17 protein-coding genes are annotated in these 18,676 nt (G+C 55.1%); 6 read left to right on the forward strand and 11 right to left on the reverse strand.

All coding sequences use genetic code 11. The features are described 5' to 3' along the window. Positions 1 to 10 precede the first annotated feature (10 nt). The 4 genes from PYL13_RS06595 to lptF all read right to left on the reverse strand — a co-directional run bounded on the left by PYL13_RS06595 (position 11) and on the right by lptF (position 5,761). Positions 11 to 961, reverse strand: coding sequence for a SurA N-terminal domain-containing protein (locus tag PYL13_RS06595; protein ID WP_192487444.1), 951 nt, complete (start codon positions 959 to 961; stop codon positions 11 to 13). Positions 962 to 1,194: 233 nt separating this feature from the next. Further along, positions 1,195 to 3,507 carry an LPS-assembly protein LptD gene (locus tag PYL13_RS06600; protein ID WP_250982947.1) on the reverse strand — a complete coding sequence of 771 codons (2,313 nt, stop codon included), beginning with the start codon at positions 3,505 to 3,507 and terminating at the stop codon, positions 1,195 to 1,197. Next, entirely contained in the window at positions 3,507 to 4,595 is a 1,089-nt protein-coding gene (lptG, locus tag PYL13_RS06605) for an LPS export ABC transporter permease LptG (protein WP_192487446.1), read from the reverse strand. Before lptG ends, PYL13_RS06600 begins: the two co-directional genes overlap by 1 nt. After that, positions 4,592 to 5,761, reverse strand: a complete 1,170-nt coding sequence (gene lptF / locus PYL13_RS06610; RefSeq protein WP_192487447.1) for an LPS export ABC transporter permease LptF — start codon at positions 5,759 to 5,761, stop codon at positions 4,592 to 4,594. The genes lptG and lptF overlap by 4 nt, the downstream gene beginning before the upstream one ends. A 365-nt stretch (positions 5,762 to 6,126) precedes the next feature. Between lptF and PYL13_RS06615 the strand changes: the two genes are divergently transcribed. The 3 genes from PYL13_RS06615 (at position 6,127) to PYL13_RS06625 (ending at position 9,409) form a co-directional block, all read left to right on the forward strand. Continuing rightward, complete coding sequence (locus PYL13_RS06615) at positions 6,127 to 7,617, forward strand: leucyl aminopeptidase (protein ID WP_275640806.1); 1,491 nt, start codon at positions 6,127 to 6,129, stop codon at positions 7,615 to 7,617. Between the two features lie 89 nt (positions 7,618 to 7,706). Further along, entirely contained in the window at positions 7,707 to 8,156 is a 450-nt protein-coding gene (locus tag PYL13_RS06620; protein ID WP_192487449.1) for a DNA polymerase III subunit chi, read from the forward strand. A gap of 221 nt (positions 8,157 to 8,377) precedes the next feature. Next, complete coding sequence (locus PYL13_RS06625; protein WP_275640807.1) at positions 8,378 to 9,409, forward strand: sensor domain-containing diguanylate cyclase; 1,032 nt, start codon at positions 8,378 to 8,380, stop codon at positions 9,407 to 9,409. Between the two features lie 56 nt (positions 9,410 to 9,465). Here the strand turns inward: PYL13_RS06625 and PYL13_RS06630 are convergent, their stop codons facing one another. From PYL13_RS06630 to PYL13_RS06645, 4 genes are all read right to left on the reverse strand, one after another. Then, positions 9,466 to 10,392 (reverse strand): Gfo/Idh/MocA family protein, encoded by a 927-nt coding sequence (locus PYL13_RS06630; protein WP_192487451.1) that lies wholly within the window; start codon positions 10,390 to 10,392, stop codon positions 9,466 to 9,468. 144 nt (positions 10,393 to 10,536) lie between these two features. Next, positions 10,537 to 11,382, reverse strand: coding sequence for a polysaccharide deacetylase family protein (locus PYL13_RS06635; RefSeq protein ID WP_275640808.1), 846 nt, complete (start codon positions 11,380 to 11,382; stop codon positions 10,537 to 10,539). Between the two features lie 104 nt (positions 11,383 to 11,486). Further along, positions 11,487 to 13,370 (reverse strand): ABC-F family ATP-binding cassette domain-containing protein, encoded by a 1,884-nt coding sequence (locus PYL13_RS06640; protein WP_275640809.1) that lies wholly within the window; start codon positions 13,368 to 13,370, stop codon positions 11,487 to 11,489. 82 nt (positions 13,371 to 13,452) lie between these two features. Beyond that, on the reverse strand, positions 13,453 to 14,538 hold the full coding sequence (locus PYL13_RS06645; protein WP_259145400.1) for a GGDEF domain-containing protein: 1,086 nt from the start codon (positions 14,536 to 14,538) through the stop codon (positions 13,453 to 13,455). A gap of 230 nt (positions 14,539 to 14,768) precedes the next feature. Between PYL13_RS06645 and PYL13_RS06650 the strand changes: the two genes are divergently transcribed. Both PYL13_RS06650 and ndk read left to right on the forward strand, forming a co-directional pair. Next, positions 14,769 to 15,458: a glutathione S-transferase family protein gene (locus PYL13_RS06650; RefSeq protein WP_259145398.1), complete on the forward strand. Its 690-nt coding sequence runs from the start codon at positions 14,769 to 14,771 to the stop codon at positions 15,456 to 15,458. 82 nt (positions 15,459 to 15,540) lie between these two features. Beyond that, positions 15,541 to 15,963, forward strand: a complete 423-nt coding sequence (gene ndk, locus PYL13_RS06655) for a nucleoside-diphosphate kinase (RefSeq protein ID WP_018898730.1) — start codon at positions 15,541 to 15,543, stop codon at positions 15,961 to 15,963. 124 nt (positions 15,964 to 16,087) lie between these two features. On the opposite strand, the gene PYL13_RS06660 is transcribed toward ndk, so the two are convergent. Continuing rightward, on the reverse strand, positions 16,088 to 16,594 hold the full coding sequence (locus PYL13_RS06660) for a hypothetical protein (RefSeq protein WP_250982937.1): 507 nt from the start codon (positions 16,592 to 16,594) through the stop codon (positions 16,088 to 16,090). Continuing rightward, complete coding sequence (locus PYL13_RS06665; protein WP_275640810.1) at positions 16,591 to 17,139, reverse strand: CGNR zinc finger domain-containing protein; 549 nt, start codon at positions 17,137 to 17,139, stop codon at positions 16,591 to 16,593. Before PYL13_RS06665 ends, PYL13_RS06660 begins: the two co-directional genes overlap by 4 nt. Positions 17,140 to 17,204: 65 nt before the next feature. Between PYL13_RS06665 and PYL13_RS06670 the strand changes: the two genes are divergently transcribed. Further along, positions 17,205 to 18,101 (forward strand): branched-chain amino acid ABC transporter permease, encoded by an 897-nt coding sequence (locus tag PYL13_RS06670; protein WP_275641386.1) that lies wholly within the window; start codon positions 17,205 to 17,207, stop codon positions 18,099 to 18,101. A gap of 12 nt (positions 18,102 to 18,113) precedes the next feature. Here PYL13_RS06670 and PYL13_RS06675 read toward each other — a convergent pair whose 3' ends face one another. Next, on the reverse strand, positions 18,114 to 18,569 hold the full coding sequence (locus tag PYL13_RS06675) for a molybdenum cofactor biosynthesis protein MoaE (RefSeq protein WP_275641387.1): 456 nt from the start codon (positions 18,567 to 18,569) through the stop codon (positions 18,114 to 18,116). Between the last annotated feature and the right edge of the window lie 107 nt (positions 18,570 to 18,676).

The following is an 18,676-nucleotide window of genomic DNA, read 5'->3' on the forward strand; positions in this document are numbered from 1 at the left end:
TTCCTCAGACTCAGTTATTGACGATCTGAGCCTTTTTCCGCAACTCATCAAGATATTTCTTTTCGTTGGGATTGTCGCCATTCTGCTCTTTGGTCAGGTCTTCAGCACGGAAAACGACTTCTGCGGCGAAGTCATCCGACACCTGGCGTTGTTTGCAGATCGCGAGGTATTCGACGCCCTTTTCCGTGACGCGGGTAGCGGTGGTGCCGCCTTCCTTGGTCTTTTCAATCAGCGGCTTCCAGTCTGGTGGCAGCTCAGGCGCCAGAATGCGGCCGAGATCGCGAATGGACACATCCATCATCGTGGCTGCAAAGGTCTTGGCCTGTTCGCAACCCGGGTATTTGGAACGGGATGCTTCGGCTTCCGACTTGCGCTTGCCGGTAATTGACTGACGTTTTGCCTCAGGTACGACGAAGATGATCTGCTGCAGGAAATATTCCGTGGTAACCGGCTTTTCCTTGCGTTCCATCATGCGCGTGACCAGGTCCTGGTTGGACATGCGGCCAGAGCTGCCATAACGAGCATTGACCAGACGAGGCCAGCTCATCTGCACGGCGATAAATGCCTTGAAGTGTTCAGCGGTTACGCCAGACTGCGACAGGATCTGCGTCAGCTGGGTCGGGTTCATCTTGTTGCTGGCAGCAAACCGGGCAAAGGAAGCATCCACGGCTTCCGTGCTGACCGACATGCGCATGCGCGCGATTTCTTCGCGCTTCAATGCCTCGTCGATCATCTGCTCTCGTGCCAGCTTATTAAGGTCACCCTTCTGGCGCTGCAGCTTAAGGAAGGCGACGCGTTTGGCAATGTCGCTGCTGGTAATCGGGTTCTTGTTGACAACCACAGCCACAGAGCTTGCGGCAGCATTTGCATCAAATGAATGAGGTGCAAGGAACAGGGGCAGGGCCAAGAGAGCCGTTCCGAGTGCCACAGTACGTAATGTGGCCTTGCCGAAATTCATCATGTCCTTCTCCTTATCCCCGAAGCGGATGATCTTCGCCCCTGAATATCACGATTTATGCTGCCTGTTATTGTAAGGCGCCCGTATATATCACCGCTTATGCTGAAACAGCAACGGTTGCAAAGCGTTATTCCTGCCCGCAGGATTTGGCAAAAGCGTGGCGTTGCCGTGCTCGCATTCAATAATCGAGCAAAAACCGGCATCGACAGGGCGATACCGGTTTAAAAATGTTGTCATCAGTCGGTCGAGCCGATGTTGATGTCGCCCAGCGTACGGAAGCTGAGGCGTGCGCCGATCGACCAGTCATTCGCGGCCTGGCGCTGCGAATTGATTGTGCCGACGTCGGTATAGGCAACGGTCAGGATCGTGCATTCGTCCTGATAGGTGATGCCGATCTTGCGCTCACTGGAGAACTTGTTGTTCAGATCGTAGTTGATCGAACCGAACAGCGACCAGTTGTCGTTGACCTTCACGCTACCTGCCGCCTGAACAATGTCACGGTCAAACACGTAGCCATAGTCAGGCTGCGCCTTGACCTGGGTGTAGCTGACCTTGGCGCTGAAACGACGGTCAGTGTAACCGACGCCGGTTTCAGAACGCTCGATCTCCAGATCATCCTTGTCGAAGCGAAGGCTGGTCGACAGAGTGAGGCCGATTGGGGCGTCGATTGCCGCCATCGCCACATAGTCGGAGCGATCTGTTTCGAGGCCGGAATTGGCACCGACGTTAAGTAGGTCCGGGCTTGCAAACGAGTTTTCGCCAGCCAGAAGGAACGACTGTCCAGCCACGGCGCGGATGCCATAACCATTATCAAACGTACCGTTGTAGCGAATGCCGAGGTTGGCACGGGTGCCGCCTTCGATGCGGTCGAAACCGCTGAACTTGTCGCGTTCGAACAGGTTGGTCGCGTCAAACACGAATGCCTGGGCATCTTCGTTTGGCAGGCCGCCACCATATTGTTCATTTGGACGAACAAACAGCTGCGCAATCGGCTCGATGACGTGGCTGCTGCTCGTACCCGAGATCAAAACAGGATAACGAACTTCAAGACCACCGGTGACCATTCCGCGCAGCGTCGCATCAGAACGGAAATCGCCGTCATAGGTAGAAGGTGCTGTCATGTCGTTCCAGCTTGCATCACCGCGTGCGGCGAGAAGCGGGGTGACCTGCAGGCCGCTGTCGAAGGTAAATGTCCGCTTCCACTCAGTTTCGGTGGTGAAGCGCGAATAGGTACCTTCAAGTCCGTTACGGCGCTGGCTGCCGTCGAGTGTGTAGATGTCCTGCTCAAGTCGTGTCAGGCTGGTGAAGTTTGTCGTAACCGACAATTCGCCGCCATAAACATCGTCAGGGGCATACCATTTGTAGTCAAGCGACGGATGAATGATCGCCTGCTTGCGCTCTTCAGTCTCAGCCTCGTCGCGGTCCTGAACGTTGAAATAGTAACCATTCAGATCGAACGAGTTACGCTTACCTTCACCGGTCAGGTAGATGCGGTTGGTCTGGGTAGAACCGCTATATCCAGACAGTTCGTACGTACGCGAGAAGTTGTTGTCGGTTTGGACCATCACGTCCCAGCCGAATGACCAGCGCGGGTTGATTTTGAAATCGCCCTTGGAGGCGATCATGCCGCGGGTGTCATTTTCCGCGTCGCTGGTGCCCAGCGTAAAGGCATCAGAGTTTTTCTGGTTGATGCCAGCCATGTTAACCGTGTGGCTGCCATTTTCGAACCGCTGGCGGATTTCTGCCTGAAGCAGGAGGCCCTGGTTCGTATAGTAATATGGCGTAATCGTCGCATCGGCAGTATCGGACAGAACCTGGAAATACGGAACGCCAATACCAAAGCCAAGATTGTCCGTCACGCTCATGCGCGGGAACAAAAAGCCGGACTTACGCTTTACCGTATTATCAGGAACGACCATGAAGGGGAGGTAAGCAATCGGTTTGCCGAACAGTTCAAAACGGGCCTTTTCCAGACGCACGGTGTGCGTCTTGCCGTCCTGAACCACGCGTTCTGCCTTGACCTGCCACAGCGGTGCTTTGTCAGGGCGCTGGGCGCACGGAAGACAGGCTGTGTAGACACCATTGTTCAATACGGTGGTGTTTTCGTCGATACGCTCCGCGCTTTCGCCGGCAATACGGGTATTGTCGGTTGTCTCAACACGCAGGGAATTCAGGAAGCCTTGCGAGAAGTCATCCGTGACATCAAGTTCATCGGCGTAGATCTTGTTACCGTCAGGTTCGATCAACTCGATGTTGCCACGTGCAATAACGCGGCCAGTCTTCTGGTCGTATTCAACTTGCTGGGCCACCATGCGGTAACCCGTATAATGCATACGGACGCCACCCGTCGCGATAACGCGCTCGGAGTCACGATTATAGGTCAGTTGATTTGCTGTAAGCAGGAGTTTCGAATCATCTGTGTTTTCCGTCGTGACAATGCCGTCTTGGGCAAAGGCCACCGGAGCAGATGATATGTACGCGCACACAGCGGCACCCGTCAGAAGGGCCGCCCATAGCCGTCTGATATTCCCGCGGTCATATACCGCCACTAGCCGTCCTCCTGATGAAGCAGCACTGTTGCCCCTAACGCGACCGCCACGATGACTGGTACCCAGACCGCGACGAAAGGTGGGATCACGCCACTACTTCCGAATGCCCTTACGAGCACGGTTATTACATAAAGCACGAAGCCGGAAACTATTCCACCCAGAATCACTGAGCGGGATTGAGCGAACCGGCTGAATTTTAACGATACTGTCGCTGCAATCAAGGTCATGGCGACCAGCAGTAACGGCATCGAAAGCATGAAATGATATTGTGTCTCGAGTGCCTTTGACGACAGACCGAACGAACGTGCAATCTCGATTTTTCGGGAAATATCAAAGAAAGCAACGGTTTCCGGCTGCGACATACGCTCTTGCACGAACTCCTGTCTCAAATTGGTGCTGATTTTTGCGCTTTGAAGGAAGCTCGGAATTTGTCCTGGCTGTGTCTGATACACATCAGTAAGATTCCAGTAACCATCCTCCAACTTTGCTGTGCGTGCGTCCTGCCGCATGGTGATGTTGCCGTCCGTATCAAAATGGATCAGCACGGCATCATTGAGCAGGGTGCCACCGTCCTCGAAGCTCTTCGAGCCGATGATTGTGTCCTGCCCGGCGCTGGTTTGACGCAGCCATGGGATCATGTCGGATTGGTGTACGCTGCCGCCGCTGTTGCGCCATCCGGCTTCCATCGTCAGGGACTGACGTTGGCCCCAGGCTGCAAGCGGGTTGACGATGGTCATCGTGGCAACGCCCATCAGGGCAGCGCCGATGATGAACGGCATCATGAACTGCCAGACGGAAATACCGGCGGCCCGGGTAACAACCAGCTCATAACGCCGGTTCAGCGAAATCAGCGTCGTCATACCAACAAACAGCGCGATGAACGGAATGGTCTGTTGCAAGATCAATGGCAGACGCAGTGCTGTCAGACCGAGCGCCGCAGGCACCGAGTATCCCGGCAGGCCGGAAAGGCGTCTTGCCGTTTCACTGAAATCGGCAAGGAAAATAATGCCGGAAACGCCAAGCAGAAACCACACCATGGTGATGAGGTAACGGCTAAGGAAATAGCGCGACAGCGTGTTGAAGATCATGCGCTGGCACCTCCCTTGTCAGAGGTAAAGCGCTTGACGACAGAGCGGCGCAGCTTACCCAGACCGTCGGCGAGGGCAGAAGGCAGGCGCAACTTGCGGCCGGTCGCCAACAGGTACATGGCAATAGCGCCACTCAGCACCGGAATGGCGTAAACGAATGGAATGAAGGCCGCATTCTGTTTCACCTGATTGGTGAAATAGAAGCCGAGCCAACGCAGCATGAAGGCGGTGATCAGCGCTGCGACCATCGGATGCATGCGGGCTTCACGGTGCGAACGCGCGTCGGCTGCAATGACCAGCGAGATCAACGCAAAGACGACTGGGAACATCCAGTCGGAAAGTCTGCGGTGCAATTCGGAGCGGAAGTTTCCAGGCGACTTCTTGTAGGAATCGGACTCGACATCAGGAGACAGAAGGAATGCCAGGCTGCTGTCGCTTGCGGCAAATGTCTGCTCGGTCTTGCTGCTTTCCGACATGGTCGACAGGTCGAAGGCGTAGGACATGAATTTGACGATAGACACTTTGCCATCAGGCGTCTTCTGCTGCACTTCACCGTCACGCATGGTGAGCGAGGTGCCACCGGCGTCGATAGCGCCTTCCTTTGCGTAATAGATCAGGTCGAAATTCGGGTCGCGCCGGTCGGCAACGAACAGGCCACGCAAAACACGGCCCTGTCGTGCATCGATCTGCACATAAAGACCGTCCTGAATGGTGCGGAAGGTCTTTTCCTCGATGACCGAAGACAGAAGGTCGGCGTAAGCGGTTGCCACCATCTGTCGCGCCGTGCTGCGGGCGGGCGGCTCGATGAAATTGGTGACCACGAAAGAAAATGCGCCGAGCACAACCGCGAGAATAAGAACCGGCCGAAACAGGATGCTGCGCGGCGAACCGGCTGCGTCGATGATGGCCAGCTCGGAATCATTGTTCATGGCTGTCATGGTCTGCGTGATGCCAATCACCAGCGCAAACGGCAAAACAACCGGAATAAGTGTCGGCAGAAGCATGGTTGCCAGCGTGGCAAACGAACCCATGGACTGGCCAGTGTCCGTCACTAGGTTGATCCGCTGAAGAACCTGTATCGTCCAGATAATTGCCAGGACCGGAAGCAATGCGGCCAGAAACATCTGGCTGGTGCGTTGCATTATGTATTTTTCAAGTAGCGTCATTCCGGTCCCTGAAGACGTTTTGGCTTCATTCCCTTAAGGAAGTTCGGCTTATCTAATCGCATCGAACGGCGTTGGCGACTCCATGCCAGTCACAAATCCGTTTTATAAAACCTTTTTTTACGGACACTGTGTCTTTTCGTCCGCCGCTTATGGCGCGTTTTTGCTTGCCGCAAGCTTATGTGGATAATTCATATAGGTTGAGCGCAATGAAACATCAAAATGACCGTTTCGAGATGGATTGAACACTTGCGCTGGTCAATTAAAAGACGATGATCGGCCACCCGGTTTGATCTTCTGGTTGCGCCACCCATATGGTGCCTGAACACAAACCGGTCCTTAAACGATTATGTACGAGCAGGAAAATCATGTCCGCCAAGTTCAATATCTCTTTCGCCAAATCTGCTGCCCTTGAAGATGCCGTTGCCGTATTGCTGCAAGCGGCAGGGGAAGATGCGCCCGCCGGTGCCCAGCAGGCTGATCCCGGTGGTGTGATCCCGAAGGCGGCGAAGATTGCAGGCTTTTCGGCCAAGTCGATGAGCGTGCTCGATGTGATCGCGCCGCATAATTCCGATGCTGATCGCATTGTGGTGTTGGGTCTCGGCAAGGCTGGAAAGCTGACCGCCCATGACTGGCTGCGTGCTGGCGGTGTCGCTGCCGCCAACTTCAAGAAGGCCAGCAAGGTCGTGATCTATGCCGATGCACCAGGCGTGGATGTGGATGGTGAAGCTGCAAGCGGCATCGCGCTTGGCCTGTTGCTGCGCGCCTATTCATTTGACGCTTACAAGACCAAGAAGAAGTCTGACGATGAAAAGACACCGAAGACGGTTGAAATCACCATTGTAACGACAGCGCATGACGCTGCCGAAAAGGCGTTTAAGACGGCGCAGGCCGTTGCCGATGGCGTCAATCTCGCCCGCGAACTGGTCAACCTCCCACCAAACGTGCTTGGCCCAGAAGAATTCGCCGACAAGGCTGTTGAACTGCAGAAGCTCGGCGTCGAAGTCGAAATCCTGGGCGAAAAGGAAATGAAGAAGCTCGGCATGGGCGCACTGCTCGGCGTGGCTCAAGGTTCGGTTCGCCCACCACGTCTCGCAGTCATGCAGTGGAAGGGTGGCTCCAAGAAGGATGAGCCGATTGCCTTCGTCGGCAAGGGCGTGGTGTTCGATACCGGTGGTATCTCGCTGAAGCCAGGTGCTGGCATGGAAGACATGAAGGGCGACATGGGTGGTGCTGCGGCCGTGACCGGCCTCATGCATGTGCTGGCGGCCCGCAAGGCCAAGGTCAATGTGGTTGGCGTCATCGGTCTGGTTGAAAACATGCCTGACGGAAATGCCCAGCGTCCGGGTGACATCGTCACCTCCATGTCCGGTCAGACAATCGAAATCATCAATACCGATGCCGAAGGTCGCCTCGTGCTGGCTGATGCGCTGTGGTACACAAATGACCGATTCAAGCCAAAATTCATGATCAATCTTGCCACTCTGACCGGTGCGGTCACGGTTGCTCTCGGCAATCTGCAGGCTGGTCTGTTCTCCAATGATGATGAACTGTCGGCCCGCTTGAGTACTGCCGGTGACGTGACCGAAGAAAAACTGTGGCGTCTGCCGCTCGGCAAGGACTATGACAAGATCATTGATTCCAAGTTTGCCGACATGAAGAACAGTGCTGGACGTCTGGCCGGTTCGATCACTGCTGCCCAGTTCCTGAAGCGTTTTGTTGGTGATACGCCTTGGGCGCATCTCGACATTGCCGGCACCGCAATGGGTTCGCCACTAACCGAGATCAACCAGTCCTGGGGTTCCGGCTACGGTGTGCGTCTGCTGAATGAGCTGGTTCGCGCCCACTACGAAGATTGATCATCATCGTACCGCCCAAGGGCAATACCCCTAGGGCGGTATGTTATACAGCGATTTGAAACATAACGAATAAAGGCATGGGCATTCCGATGACGGAAGTTCTTTTCTACCATCTGACGGAATCGAAGCTCGAGGATGCTCTGCCGCCTCTGCTTGAAAAAAGCCTGGAGCGCGGATGGAAAGTTGTGGTCCAGACCGCAGCTGATGATCGGCGCGATGTACTCGACACGCATCTGTGGACATTTCGCGATGACAGTTTTCTGCCGCATGCCACCGAAGCGTCGGATGAGGCTGCAAACCAGCCGGTTCTGCTGACGTCATCTCCCGACAACATCAATCAGGCCAGCGTGCGGTTTATCGTTGATGGTGCCGAACCACCGTCGATTGATTCCTATGAACGTATCGTCTTCATGTTCGACGGGTATGATGCAACCCAGCTTGAGGGCGCACGCGCCCAGTGGAAAAAACTGAAAGGCGAGGGGCATAACCTAACCTACTGGCAGCAATCGCCAGAAGGCCGCTGGCAGAAAAAAGCCTAACGCTTGCGCCATATCTGTCTGACAAGGGCAGTTTCATCGGCAGCGGTACGGTGCCGACCCAACATATCAATGGAAATAATTACGGGTTGTTTCTCGGGTGGAACGAGACCCTAGTCTGCTGATAAATCTTTGTTTAATTTTGTAGTCACGGCTAATGTTTGCTGGTCGTGAGCCTTGCTGAAGGACGTCATCTCCTCAAGCAGGGCGTGAGAGGAGACACGATGGGTCTGAACGTGCCAGCGCCGGACAACGAAGCTGAACGATTGCTCGCCGTACGGTCGATAATGCCGTTTGGTGTTGAACCTACTCCAGAACTGTCCGCCCTGACGGAACTCGCACAAAACGTGTTTTCCACCCTGCGCGCAGCCATTCACATCATCGATGAAGACTGGATGCATATTGCCTATCAGGCCGGTATGCAGCTTTCTGCCTGCTCGCGCGATATCTCGATCTGCTCTCGGGTTATATCGACACAAAAGGCCGTTATTATCCCCGATCTTGCTCTGCATCCTGATTTGAAAGTGATGCCCTATGTGCAGGGCGGACCTCGTCTGCGCTTTTACGCCGGCGTGCCGATTGAGCTTGATACCGGTCTGGTGGTTGGCGCCTTCTGTATCGTCGATACATATCCGCGTGACCTGTCGCCCAATGAAATTGAAAGTCTGCACCGTTTCGCGGTGCTGGCGGCGGCGTTGCTGCGTTTGCAACGCGCCAACTTCACCATGAGCCTTGCCGAACAGGATTTGAAAACGGCTGCCATGACCGATCCGTTGACAGGGTTCTTTAACCGCAAGGCGCTTGACCATCTCGTGACCCTGCAGCTCAATGCCGCCCTGCGGGACGACCAGTTTTTTGGTGCGCTCTACCTCGATATGGATGGCTTCAAGTCGATCAATGACACGCTCGGCCACAGCGCTGGTGACACGGTGTTGCAGGAAGCTGCCATGCGTATACGCGAGACGGTTCGCGCCGAGGATGTGGTGATCCGTGTTGGTGGCGACGAGTTTGCAATTTTTATTCCAAGGCCGGTTGGTCCGGAGAAGCTGGGCGAACTTGCAGATCGGTTGCTGGTGGCATTCCGCGAACCCTTCGATGCAGATGGAGAACATCTCGTCCATGCCCGATTGAGCATTGGCGGCGCCATTGCACCAGAGGCGGGACGTGATCTGGGAACCCTGCTGCGCACCGTCGACAAGGCGCTGTATCAGGCCAAGGCCGAAGGCCGCGATCGTTTCGTCTGCCGCACGAACTGATCAAACTCAGTCGGGGTCTTCCGCGCCACGACAGATCGCGGCGCGGAAAAAACATATCAATCGTAGAAGGAATCCACGAACTTGTGACGTCCGAGCAGGAATGCATCGGCAACATGGGTCAGTGGCGCCAGATCGACATCCGACTGCTTCGCCTTGATGATCTCGGCAAAACGTTCGTAAAGCGCCGGATATTCCCGTTCCGGTTCGGCAAACTTCAACTCGCCGTTGATCGACAATTTCGCGCCGCCTTCAGACAGCACCATCTGGCCAGCGTCGGTTTCGGCAACAATGTCCCAGCTCTGCTTGCCGGTCTGGCGCCAGTCAAACTCGGCATGCACATCAAGGCCGGTCACGTCGGCAAAATGGATGTCAGCGGCAATTGGCGCATCACGGTTTTCCGGAAACTCGAGCGTAGCCTTGGTGATGAATAGGGCGCGCGGCAGGATATGGGTGATGATCGACAGGGCATTGATGCCGGGGTCAAACACACCTAGGCCGCCAGCCTGCCAGATCCATGCCTGATTGGGGTGCCAGTGGCGCACGTCTTCTTTCCAGATTACATGAACGCTGTTGAGCTTGGTGGAGGCGAGGAAGGACTTGGCAGCCTCTACAGCGGGGGCATAACGCGAGTGCCAACTTGCAAACAGCGAAAGACCCTTGGAATCGGCAATGCGCACGAGATCCTGCACTTCCGACAGGGTGGCGCCCGGTGGCTTTTCAAGGAAAACATGTTTGCCAGCCATCAACGCCTTGTGTGCGGCTTCGTAACGATACTGTGGCGGCATGCACAGCGATACGGCCTCAAGCTCAGGCACGGCCTCCAGCAATGCGTCGATTGTGCCGTAGGAAGGAACGCCTTCAACAGTGCCGTGACGGCTTGCTGTCGCGATCAGATTGAAATCCGGGTTGCTGGCAATAGCCGGGAGATGTTGGTCCCGGACGATTTTACCGACGCCAACGATGGCGAGCTTTGTACTTGGCATGATTGCTATAATCCGTCTGACTGTTCACGCTATAAATATTATTTTACAAGGTTGTAGCAGAAAGATGAAGGTGAGCAAGATGGCTCGAGCCATCCATGTGCAAGTTTTGGATTGGCCGTAATTTGCCGGTAAAATAACGGGTTTTCAGATGATTCCTGCCATCAGCATCGGTTTTGCGTCTGGCTTCTTGTAGCGCAAATGTACGACTTTATAGCCTTCGGCCTTCAGCTGTGTCAGCAACGCTGGCAGCATGCTGGCGGTGCGCTTGTGAATGTCATGCATCAGGATAATGCCGCTGCCACGGTGGCGCAATGCGTCCATTGTACGTGAGGCGACAATGGCTGGTGAATCCTTGAAGTAGTCCTTCGAATCGACCTGTACGTCCATGATGACCATGCCACGGCTGTCGAGCGCATGGCGCAGACGTCCGGTGTCGGCCAGATAAGGAAAACGGAAGAAGGCAGCGTCCGTGTCGGTTGCTGTTGCAACAGCATTGGCGCCGCGAGAGATTTCCGACATTGCCTGGTCGAACGACAGGCTGCGCAGATTGGGGTGGCGATAGGTGTGGCTGCCGATACTGTGACCGTCTGCGACAACCTTCTTGGCAATGTCAGGATGGCTTTTGGCCATTTCGCCAACCATCAGGAAGGTGGCTTTCACGCCGAACTCGTCCAACGTCGCCAGAATGCTTTCCGTTTTACCGGGCACCGGGCCGTCGTCGAAACTCAATACCACTTCCTTATTGGCAAGGCTGATATCCGAGAAGGATGAAACGACGATATCGCGTCCGGCCAGGCCAAATGGGCTTCCGGGACGCATCCACGCAACAGGCGACATCGCAACTGGGTCATTGGCATGAACAGGGCCATGGACTGGCATGGTCGCGGCAAAAGAGGTCTTCAGCGAGGCGCCATTAAGATTGGGTTTTCCGGCGCAACCGGACAGGCAGACAGAAACAAGTGCGGCGGCGGAAATGGCGCGTAACAGCATGAAGATTCTCGAAAAAAGAGCAGGCTTAAGTGCCTGCGACTTTCTCCGATTATGGTTAATGACTGGTTACTTCACTGCGCGCTTTTTAACGGTCGCGTAAGATTTTAACCGGCCATTGCCTCTTCATATTCGCTGGAAAGCAGCAGCCATTGCTCTTCCGCATCGGAAAGCTTGGCGGCGGCCTCGCCACGTTCCTTCACCTTCTGCGCAGCTTTGGCTGGCGCCTTTTCGTAAAGGGCAGGGTCTGCGAGTTCCGCATCGAGAGACTGAATCAGCTTCTCAAGTTTTGCTGTCAGCGATTCGATTTCATTGATCTTTTTCTTCAGTGGCGCCAGCGTGGCACGCTTTTCAGCATTCGCCTTGCGCTGGTCCGCCTTTGAAGCCGCATCTACTGCGACTTCAACTTTTTCTTCTTTTTTTTTACCCGAGGAAACGATGAGGTCACGGTATTCATCCATGTCGCCTTCAAAGGTCGTCACGGTGCCGTTGTTTACCAGCCACAACCGGTCAACGGTTGCCTCGATCAGGTGGCGATCGTGCGAGATCAGGATGACTGCACCATCATAGTCATTCAGTGCCTCAATCAGGGCGCGGCGGCTGTCGATATCCAGATGGTTGGTCGGTTCGTCGAGGATCAGCAGGTTTGGCGCGTGGAACGCCGCCAGGCCCATCAGCAGGCGGGCTTTTTCACCACCGGACAGGTCCTTGGCGGCCGTTGCCATCTTTTCCGTGGCCAGACCCATCTGCGCAACGCGGGCGCGCACCTTGGCTTCCGGTGCCTGCGGCATCAGCTTGCGCACATGTTCCACCGGCGTTTCATCCGGGATCAGATCATCCAGCTGATGTTGCGCGAAAAAGCCGATCTTGAGGGACGGCGCCAGCCGCAGGTCACCGCTTTCAGGGGCCAGCTTGCCAGAGATAAACTTGGCAAATGTCGATTTGCCGTTACCGTTGGAACCCAGAAGCGCAATACGGTCGTCATTGTCGATGCGCAGGTTCAATCCCTTGAGGATGGGGTTGCCCGGCGTATAACCAACGGCGCCGCCATTGATCGCAACGATGGGCGAGGCGGGCTGTTTTTCCGGCTCCGGGAAGGTGATCGGCTGCACGTGATCTTCGATCACAGACGCGACGGTCCCCATGCGCTCCAGAGCCTTGACGCGGCTCTGCGCCTGTTTTGCCTTGGATGCCTTGGCTTTGAAACGGTCGATGAAGCTCTGCAGGTGTTTGCGCGCGGCATCATTCTTTGCCTTGGCCTTCATCTGCAGTTCGTCGTTTTCGGCCTTCTGGCGCTCAAACTGGTCGTAACCGCCGCGATAGAAGGTCAGCTTTTTTTGGTCCAGATGCACAATGGCATTGACAGCATTGTTCAACAGGTCACGGTCGTGGCTGATGATGATAACCGTGTAGGGATAACGACGGATATAATCTTCCAGCCACAGCGTACCTTCAAGGTCGAGATAGTTGGTCGGTTCGTCGAGCAGCAACAGGTCCGGTTGCGCAAACAGCACGGATGCTAGCGCCACACGCATGCGCCAGCCGCCGGAAAATGACGATGCCGGGCGAAGCTGTGCGTCTTGGTTGAAGCCGAGACCGGCCAGAATGCTGGAGGCGCGCGCCTCCGCCGAATGGGCGTCGATATCGACAAGCCGCATCTGGATTTCCGCAATGCGATGCGGATCCGTTGCGGTTTCCGATTCCAGCAGCAGTGAAGCACGTTCCTTGTCGGCCGCCAGAACAATCTCGATCAGACTGTCCTCGGTGCCAGGCGCTTCCTGGGCCACCTGGCCAATACGTGCGTTTTTAGGAATGGTGACGGCGCCGCTTTCAGCGCCCATATCGCCGGTAATCACCCGAAACAGGGTGGATTTTCCAGCACCATTGCGTCCCACCAGACCGGCTTTGGTGCCGGACGGCAGTGTCACGCTGGCGTGGTCAAGAAGAAGGCGTCCGGCAATGCGGGCTGAAAGGTCGCTAATCGTAATCATGGCGCCGTTTTGGCTGAACTCTTGGCTTAAGGCAAGAGCGTGAAAGCCACAGTTTACGTCAGGAATTTGAGGGCTTTTGAATTCAGGCGCCGATTTGCAGCAGATAGCTGTTGCGCGAACGTTTGGCGACGTCCCGCGAATAGGGAACCACACAGTTGCCTTCACGGCTGCGCGCCGCCAGCAACGAAATTTCGGCATTGCCATAAAACTCGGCGGCTGAGGTCAGTCCATCGACAACAGCGACACCGATCGACACGGTCAGTTTGTCGTCTTGTCCGGTCTTGTTGATAAAACGCAGCGATTCAACGGTGCGACGCAGACGCTCCGCGATGTTTTCGGCTGCGTTGAGTGGAACTTCCGAAAACAGGAACGCGAACTCGTTGCCAGCTGTGCGGGCGACAAAATCCTGCTTCTTGATCGATTTGCGGAACAGGGCTGCCAGACGTCGCAGGGCACGGTTGCCGGCTGTTGCGCCATAACGCTCATTCACATGACGGAAATTGTCGATATTGACCAGCAGCATGGCAAAGTGGGTCTGCGGTTGCTTGTCAATGAACAGGGCTGAGAGTTTTTCAGCAAAGGCGATGCGATTGGGCAGCATCGTCAAGTGGTCGCGCAAGGAAATATGGCGAGCCTTTTCAATGCTGGCCTCACACTCCTGCATGGTTTCCAGGCCTTTGGTCACGAAATGCAGCAGGCTGGATTGTTCCTCATGAAGCGAGGCGGCAAAATGCAACAGCTCTTCCTGCGTGCCGATATGGTCTGCATCAAGGCCAGAGGAAGCGAGAAGCGTGGTGGAGCGGTGCAGAGCAACAGTCAGACGCTGCGAAATCTGTTCAATGGTACGGCTGATCTCGGAGGCAGCTTTGCCGGCGGTAATGCCGCAATGCCCCGGCAGATTGTATTTCAGGCCAATCTCGTCAAGGTCGTGCTGCTGCGGTGCATTGCCAAGCGCGAGTATATCGCGTCCCATTTCAGGGTTGTGGCCGGACAAGACTTCATAAAACAGTTCATAGTTGCGAGGGATCGGGGCAACATGCATCTTCGCCATGAACTGGATGATCTTGGAAGCAACGAGGTTATTTCTGGCAACACTCTTTGTCGCCTTTTTAGCCAGTTCTGCGCCCATATCCGTCTTGGTCCCCTTGTCGAACGAAATGATGCCCAAGCAATTACGTATATTTGCGATTACTTGTATTTTTAATGGTTATTGCAGCAATTCCATCGTCTTATGACAAACTCTCCTTAAAATTGAATAAAGGCCTCATTGCAGAATTCTGTATTTAGGGAACGATGCTTCGTTATTGTTATTATTGATAGGCGCTATGATAATTGCTGATTTGATCATGGTCAGAAGATAAGATTTGATAGGGCGCATAGCAGCCAGGAGAACACTGAATGTCGAGAACGCTTTATTCCCTTTGTGGCAAGGATACGGCCCGGCCTTTTTCACCACATTGCTGGAAAACAGTTCTCTCACTGGGGCATAAAGGGCTGGATTTTGAAGAAAGACCACTGCCTTTTAGCGCCATTCCCGATGTAGAGGGCGGCTTTTCAAAAACCGTTCCTATCCTGCGTGACGGCGACTATCTGGTGAATGACAGTTTCCAGATTGCTCTCTATCTCGATGAAGCCTACCCGGAACGGCCGTCGCTGTTTAATGGCGAAGGCGGCAAGGCCATGGCACGGATGATTGAGAGCTGGTCGCAAACCACATTGCACCCGGCAATTGTTCGCATTGCGGTTGTGGATATTCATGACATGCTGGAACTGAAGGATCAGGTCTATTTCCGCGAAAGCCGGACACGGGCTCTTGGTAAATCGCTGGAAGAGGCCAGTGCAGAGCGGGATGCTGAAATTGCGACCTTCCCGCAGAAACTGGAACCGTTGCGCCGCACTTTGGGCTATCAGCCCTTTATCGGTGGCGACGGGCCGCTGTTTGCCGACTACATCGTGTTTGGTGCCTTGCAATGGGCACGGATTGTTTCCGGCGTCGATCTTTTTGGCGCTGATGACCCGGTGCGAGAGTGGTTCGAGCGTTGCCTTGATCTCTATGGTGCGAGGGGCCGGAGTGTGACACCCGCATGAAACTTGGGCGATCCCCCTTGTTTTCGGGCCTTTGGGCGGGTAAACACCGCCCACTTTCTTTAAAGAACAAGGAAACGGACACATGGCGATTGAACGCACATTTTCGATGATCAAGCCGGACGCAACCAAGCGTAACCTCACTGGCGCCATCACCAAGGTATTTGAAGACAACGGCCTGCGCATCATCGCGTCCAAGCGCGTCTGGATGAGCAAGCGCGAAGCTGAAGGCTTCTACGCTGTTCACAAAGAGCGTCCTTTCTTCGGTGAACTGGTTGAAGGCATGACCTCTGGTCCGACCATCGTTCAGGTTCTGGAAGGCGAAAACGCTATCCTCAAGAATCGCGAAATCATGGGCGCTACCAACCCGGCAAACGCTGACGAAGGCACCATCCGCAAGCAGTTCGCTCTGTCGATCGGCGAAAACTCCGTTCACGGTTCCGATGCTCCGGAAACAGCTGTTCAGGAAATCGCTTACTGGTTCGCAGAAACAGAAATCGTTGGCTGAATCAGTTTGTGAGCAACCGGAATCACCTTTTCAGGGAAACGGTTCAAGCAACTGAAATAAATCGAAGAACGGAGCCGAAAGGCTCCGTTTTTTATTGGTGTTTAGGGTTTTGGAGGTGTTGGCTTTATGTCGGGCAACCCTGAACAGGGCTCATGTCCGTCGTGCCATCGCTCCGAAACACATCCGGGTTCGGTGTATAAAGCGGCCCGACGACCAGCGGCTTGGCCGGCAGCAGTGACTGATCGGTGTTCGAGCTTATGCTGGTTTCGATTGTTTGCCGTAACAACCCATCGGCATCTTTCAGCCGGATCGTCACCTTGTAAGGCCGACCTTTTTTGACGCATTCAATTGGCGGGCTTTGCAACACAATTTTTTCCGTTTTGGGAAACAGCTTCTCGACGGTCGAGAGAGGAGCACCGCCGCGTGGATTTTCAAACTCCGCCTCTGCCGTGCTGCCAGCCGTGATCGGTGCCAACGGTTGCAGCGTGACCAGATAATTGGCGCTTGCCACCCGGTAATTGAACACAAACATGCGGCCGGACAGTTTGGCGATGTCGCCATGGTCTTCGCGCTGGCAACTGGCCATCGACACCGCAGCCAGAAGGAGCAATGCAAGGCTGAACCTCTTCATGCCGTTTCCTCCTTTGTGCGATGATAGTGGCGGGCAGCTTTTTGCCTGTTGCCGCACACGGCCATGTCACACCAGACGCGGCTGCGGTTCTTGCTACGGTCAATGAACAGCCAGCCGCAATTGCCACAAATCCTGATGCGTTGCCGCTCGGTGCCGGCAATCAGCTGCAGCGCTGATCTGGCGGTTGCGGCTTCCAGCGATTGATCGTGCGGCGCATGACGAAGCGCTGCCGCAGCCGTCTCCAGCAACCGCGCCAATAACAGGCGGTCATCTACTCCCGAGACCGCCATTCGGAAGTAGCAGTCAGTTGCCTCACGCAGCGAAAGCAGAATGGGACGATTGCGTGCCTCTGTCGGCACCAACGCAGCACCGTGTTTTTGGTCACCGCTCAGCGCACTTGCGGCGGCCGAAAAACTGTCGATCTGCGCGGGGACGGCAAACCGGTCGAGAGATTTTTCGGGAGAAAATCGCAAAATCACACTGTTTGCCACATCAAGGGCAAGCGCGCCGCCAGAAAATCGGTGTGGTGTCCACGAAAAATCCATGCCAAATTATAACTATTAAAATGACTTTTACCAGTTATAATAATGTGACGGTTGAGGGCGGCGTGATGGCGTATTTCGTGCAGCAGCTTTTGAATGCCATCCCCATTGCAGCGCTTTATGCCGTGCTGGCCTTTGGTTACACGATCGTTTTTTCCCTGACCCGGCGTGCCGATGTTACCTATGGTGCGATCTTCGCTTTTGCCGGCCAGACCTATCTGCTGTTTGCCGATTTCGGCTGGAACCAGCTGTGGCTTATCCTGCCAGCCACCTTGGCTTTTGGCGCAACCTTTGCCCTGTCGGCTGGGCTGTGGGCGGGCGTGGTCGTCGGACGCACGATCATTCGTCCCTTGGTGATGGCCTCACCCAATGCGGTCATGGTGGCAGGTCTTGGCGTGCTGATTGCCCTGATGGAGGGCGCGCGGCTTGCAGCAAATACGCGGGTCTTATGGTTGCCGCCTCTGTTTCAGGGACCGATTGTGCTGTTCTCCTATCAGGGCTTTTCCCTGACGGTGACGGCCGTGCAGCTTTTCAACACGGCGGTTTTCGTGTGCCTGATTGCACTGATCAATTATTACCTGCGCGTGTCGACTTTTGGGCGGCAATGGAAAGCTGTGGCGAATGATGCCTTTGCAGCCGAGCTATGTGGTGTCAATTCCGGCCGTATCCTGTTGCTGTCCTATTGTCTGGCCGCCTGCCTTGCGGCCATCGCCGCGATTTTTGCGACCAGCTATTATGGCAATATGGACTTTGGCGCTGGGCTGACATTCGGGTTGAAGATTGTGCTGATCTCGGCGGCCGGCGGTTATTCCAGTCCGCTTTCCTCTGCCTATGGCGCGGCAAGCATCGGAGTGGCAGAGACGCTGTGGGGCGGCTATGGTCCGGTCATGTGGCGCGACGCAGCCGTGCTGCTGGGGCTTGTGGTCTGGTTGGTGATCCGCAGAAGCGAAACTCAAAGACCATAGGGATGGTGGTGCTTAGCGCCACTTGTCCTTGGCCGTTTCATCGGCGTTTTTGGCATTGATCCATTCACCAGCGCTGCCATCCTTGCCATGTTCCTTTTTCCAGAACGGCGCGGATGTTTTCAGATAGTCCATCACGAAGTTTGCGCCATCAAAGGCTGCCTGCCGATGACGCGAGGCGGCAATAACCAGAACGATGTTGTCGCCGGTTGGGATTTTGCCAAAACGGTGGATGGCCGTCAGACCAAGAAGGTCAAAACGTTCAATGGCAAGCGCGGCTATGCGGTTCAGTTCCGCTTCCGCCATGCCGGGATAATGCTCAAGCTCCAGTGCAGACAATGTGCCGCCGTCATCACGGCAAAGACCGGTAAAAGTAACGACTGCGCCAATGCTGCGGTCATTGTCGGTCAGCTTTTTTGCTTCAGCGGCTGCATCGAAGTCATCGGACTGCACACAAATGGTCGGCTTGATCGTCATGGTGTACTCGTAACAGCTCTTAGTGAGTTGGCCGGGGTGTACCTACGGACACCCTTATTCCTGTGACAAGCATAGAATTGAGGGAAGGGGTGTTGCGCCCT

This window comes from Agrobacterium sp. Azo12, from assembly GCF_029193765.2.
GTDB lineage: Bacteria > Pseudomonadota > Alphaproteobacteria > Rhizobiales > Rhizobiaceae > Agrobacterium.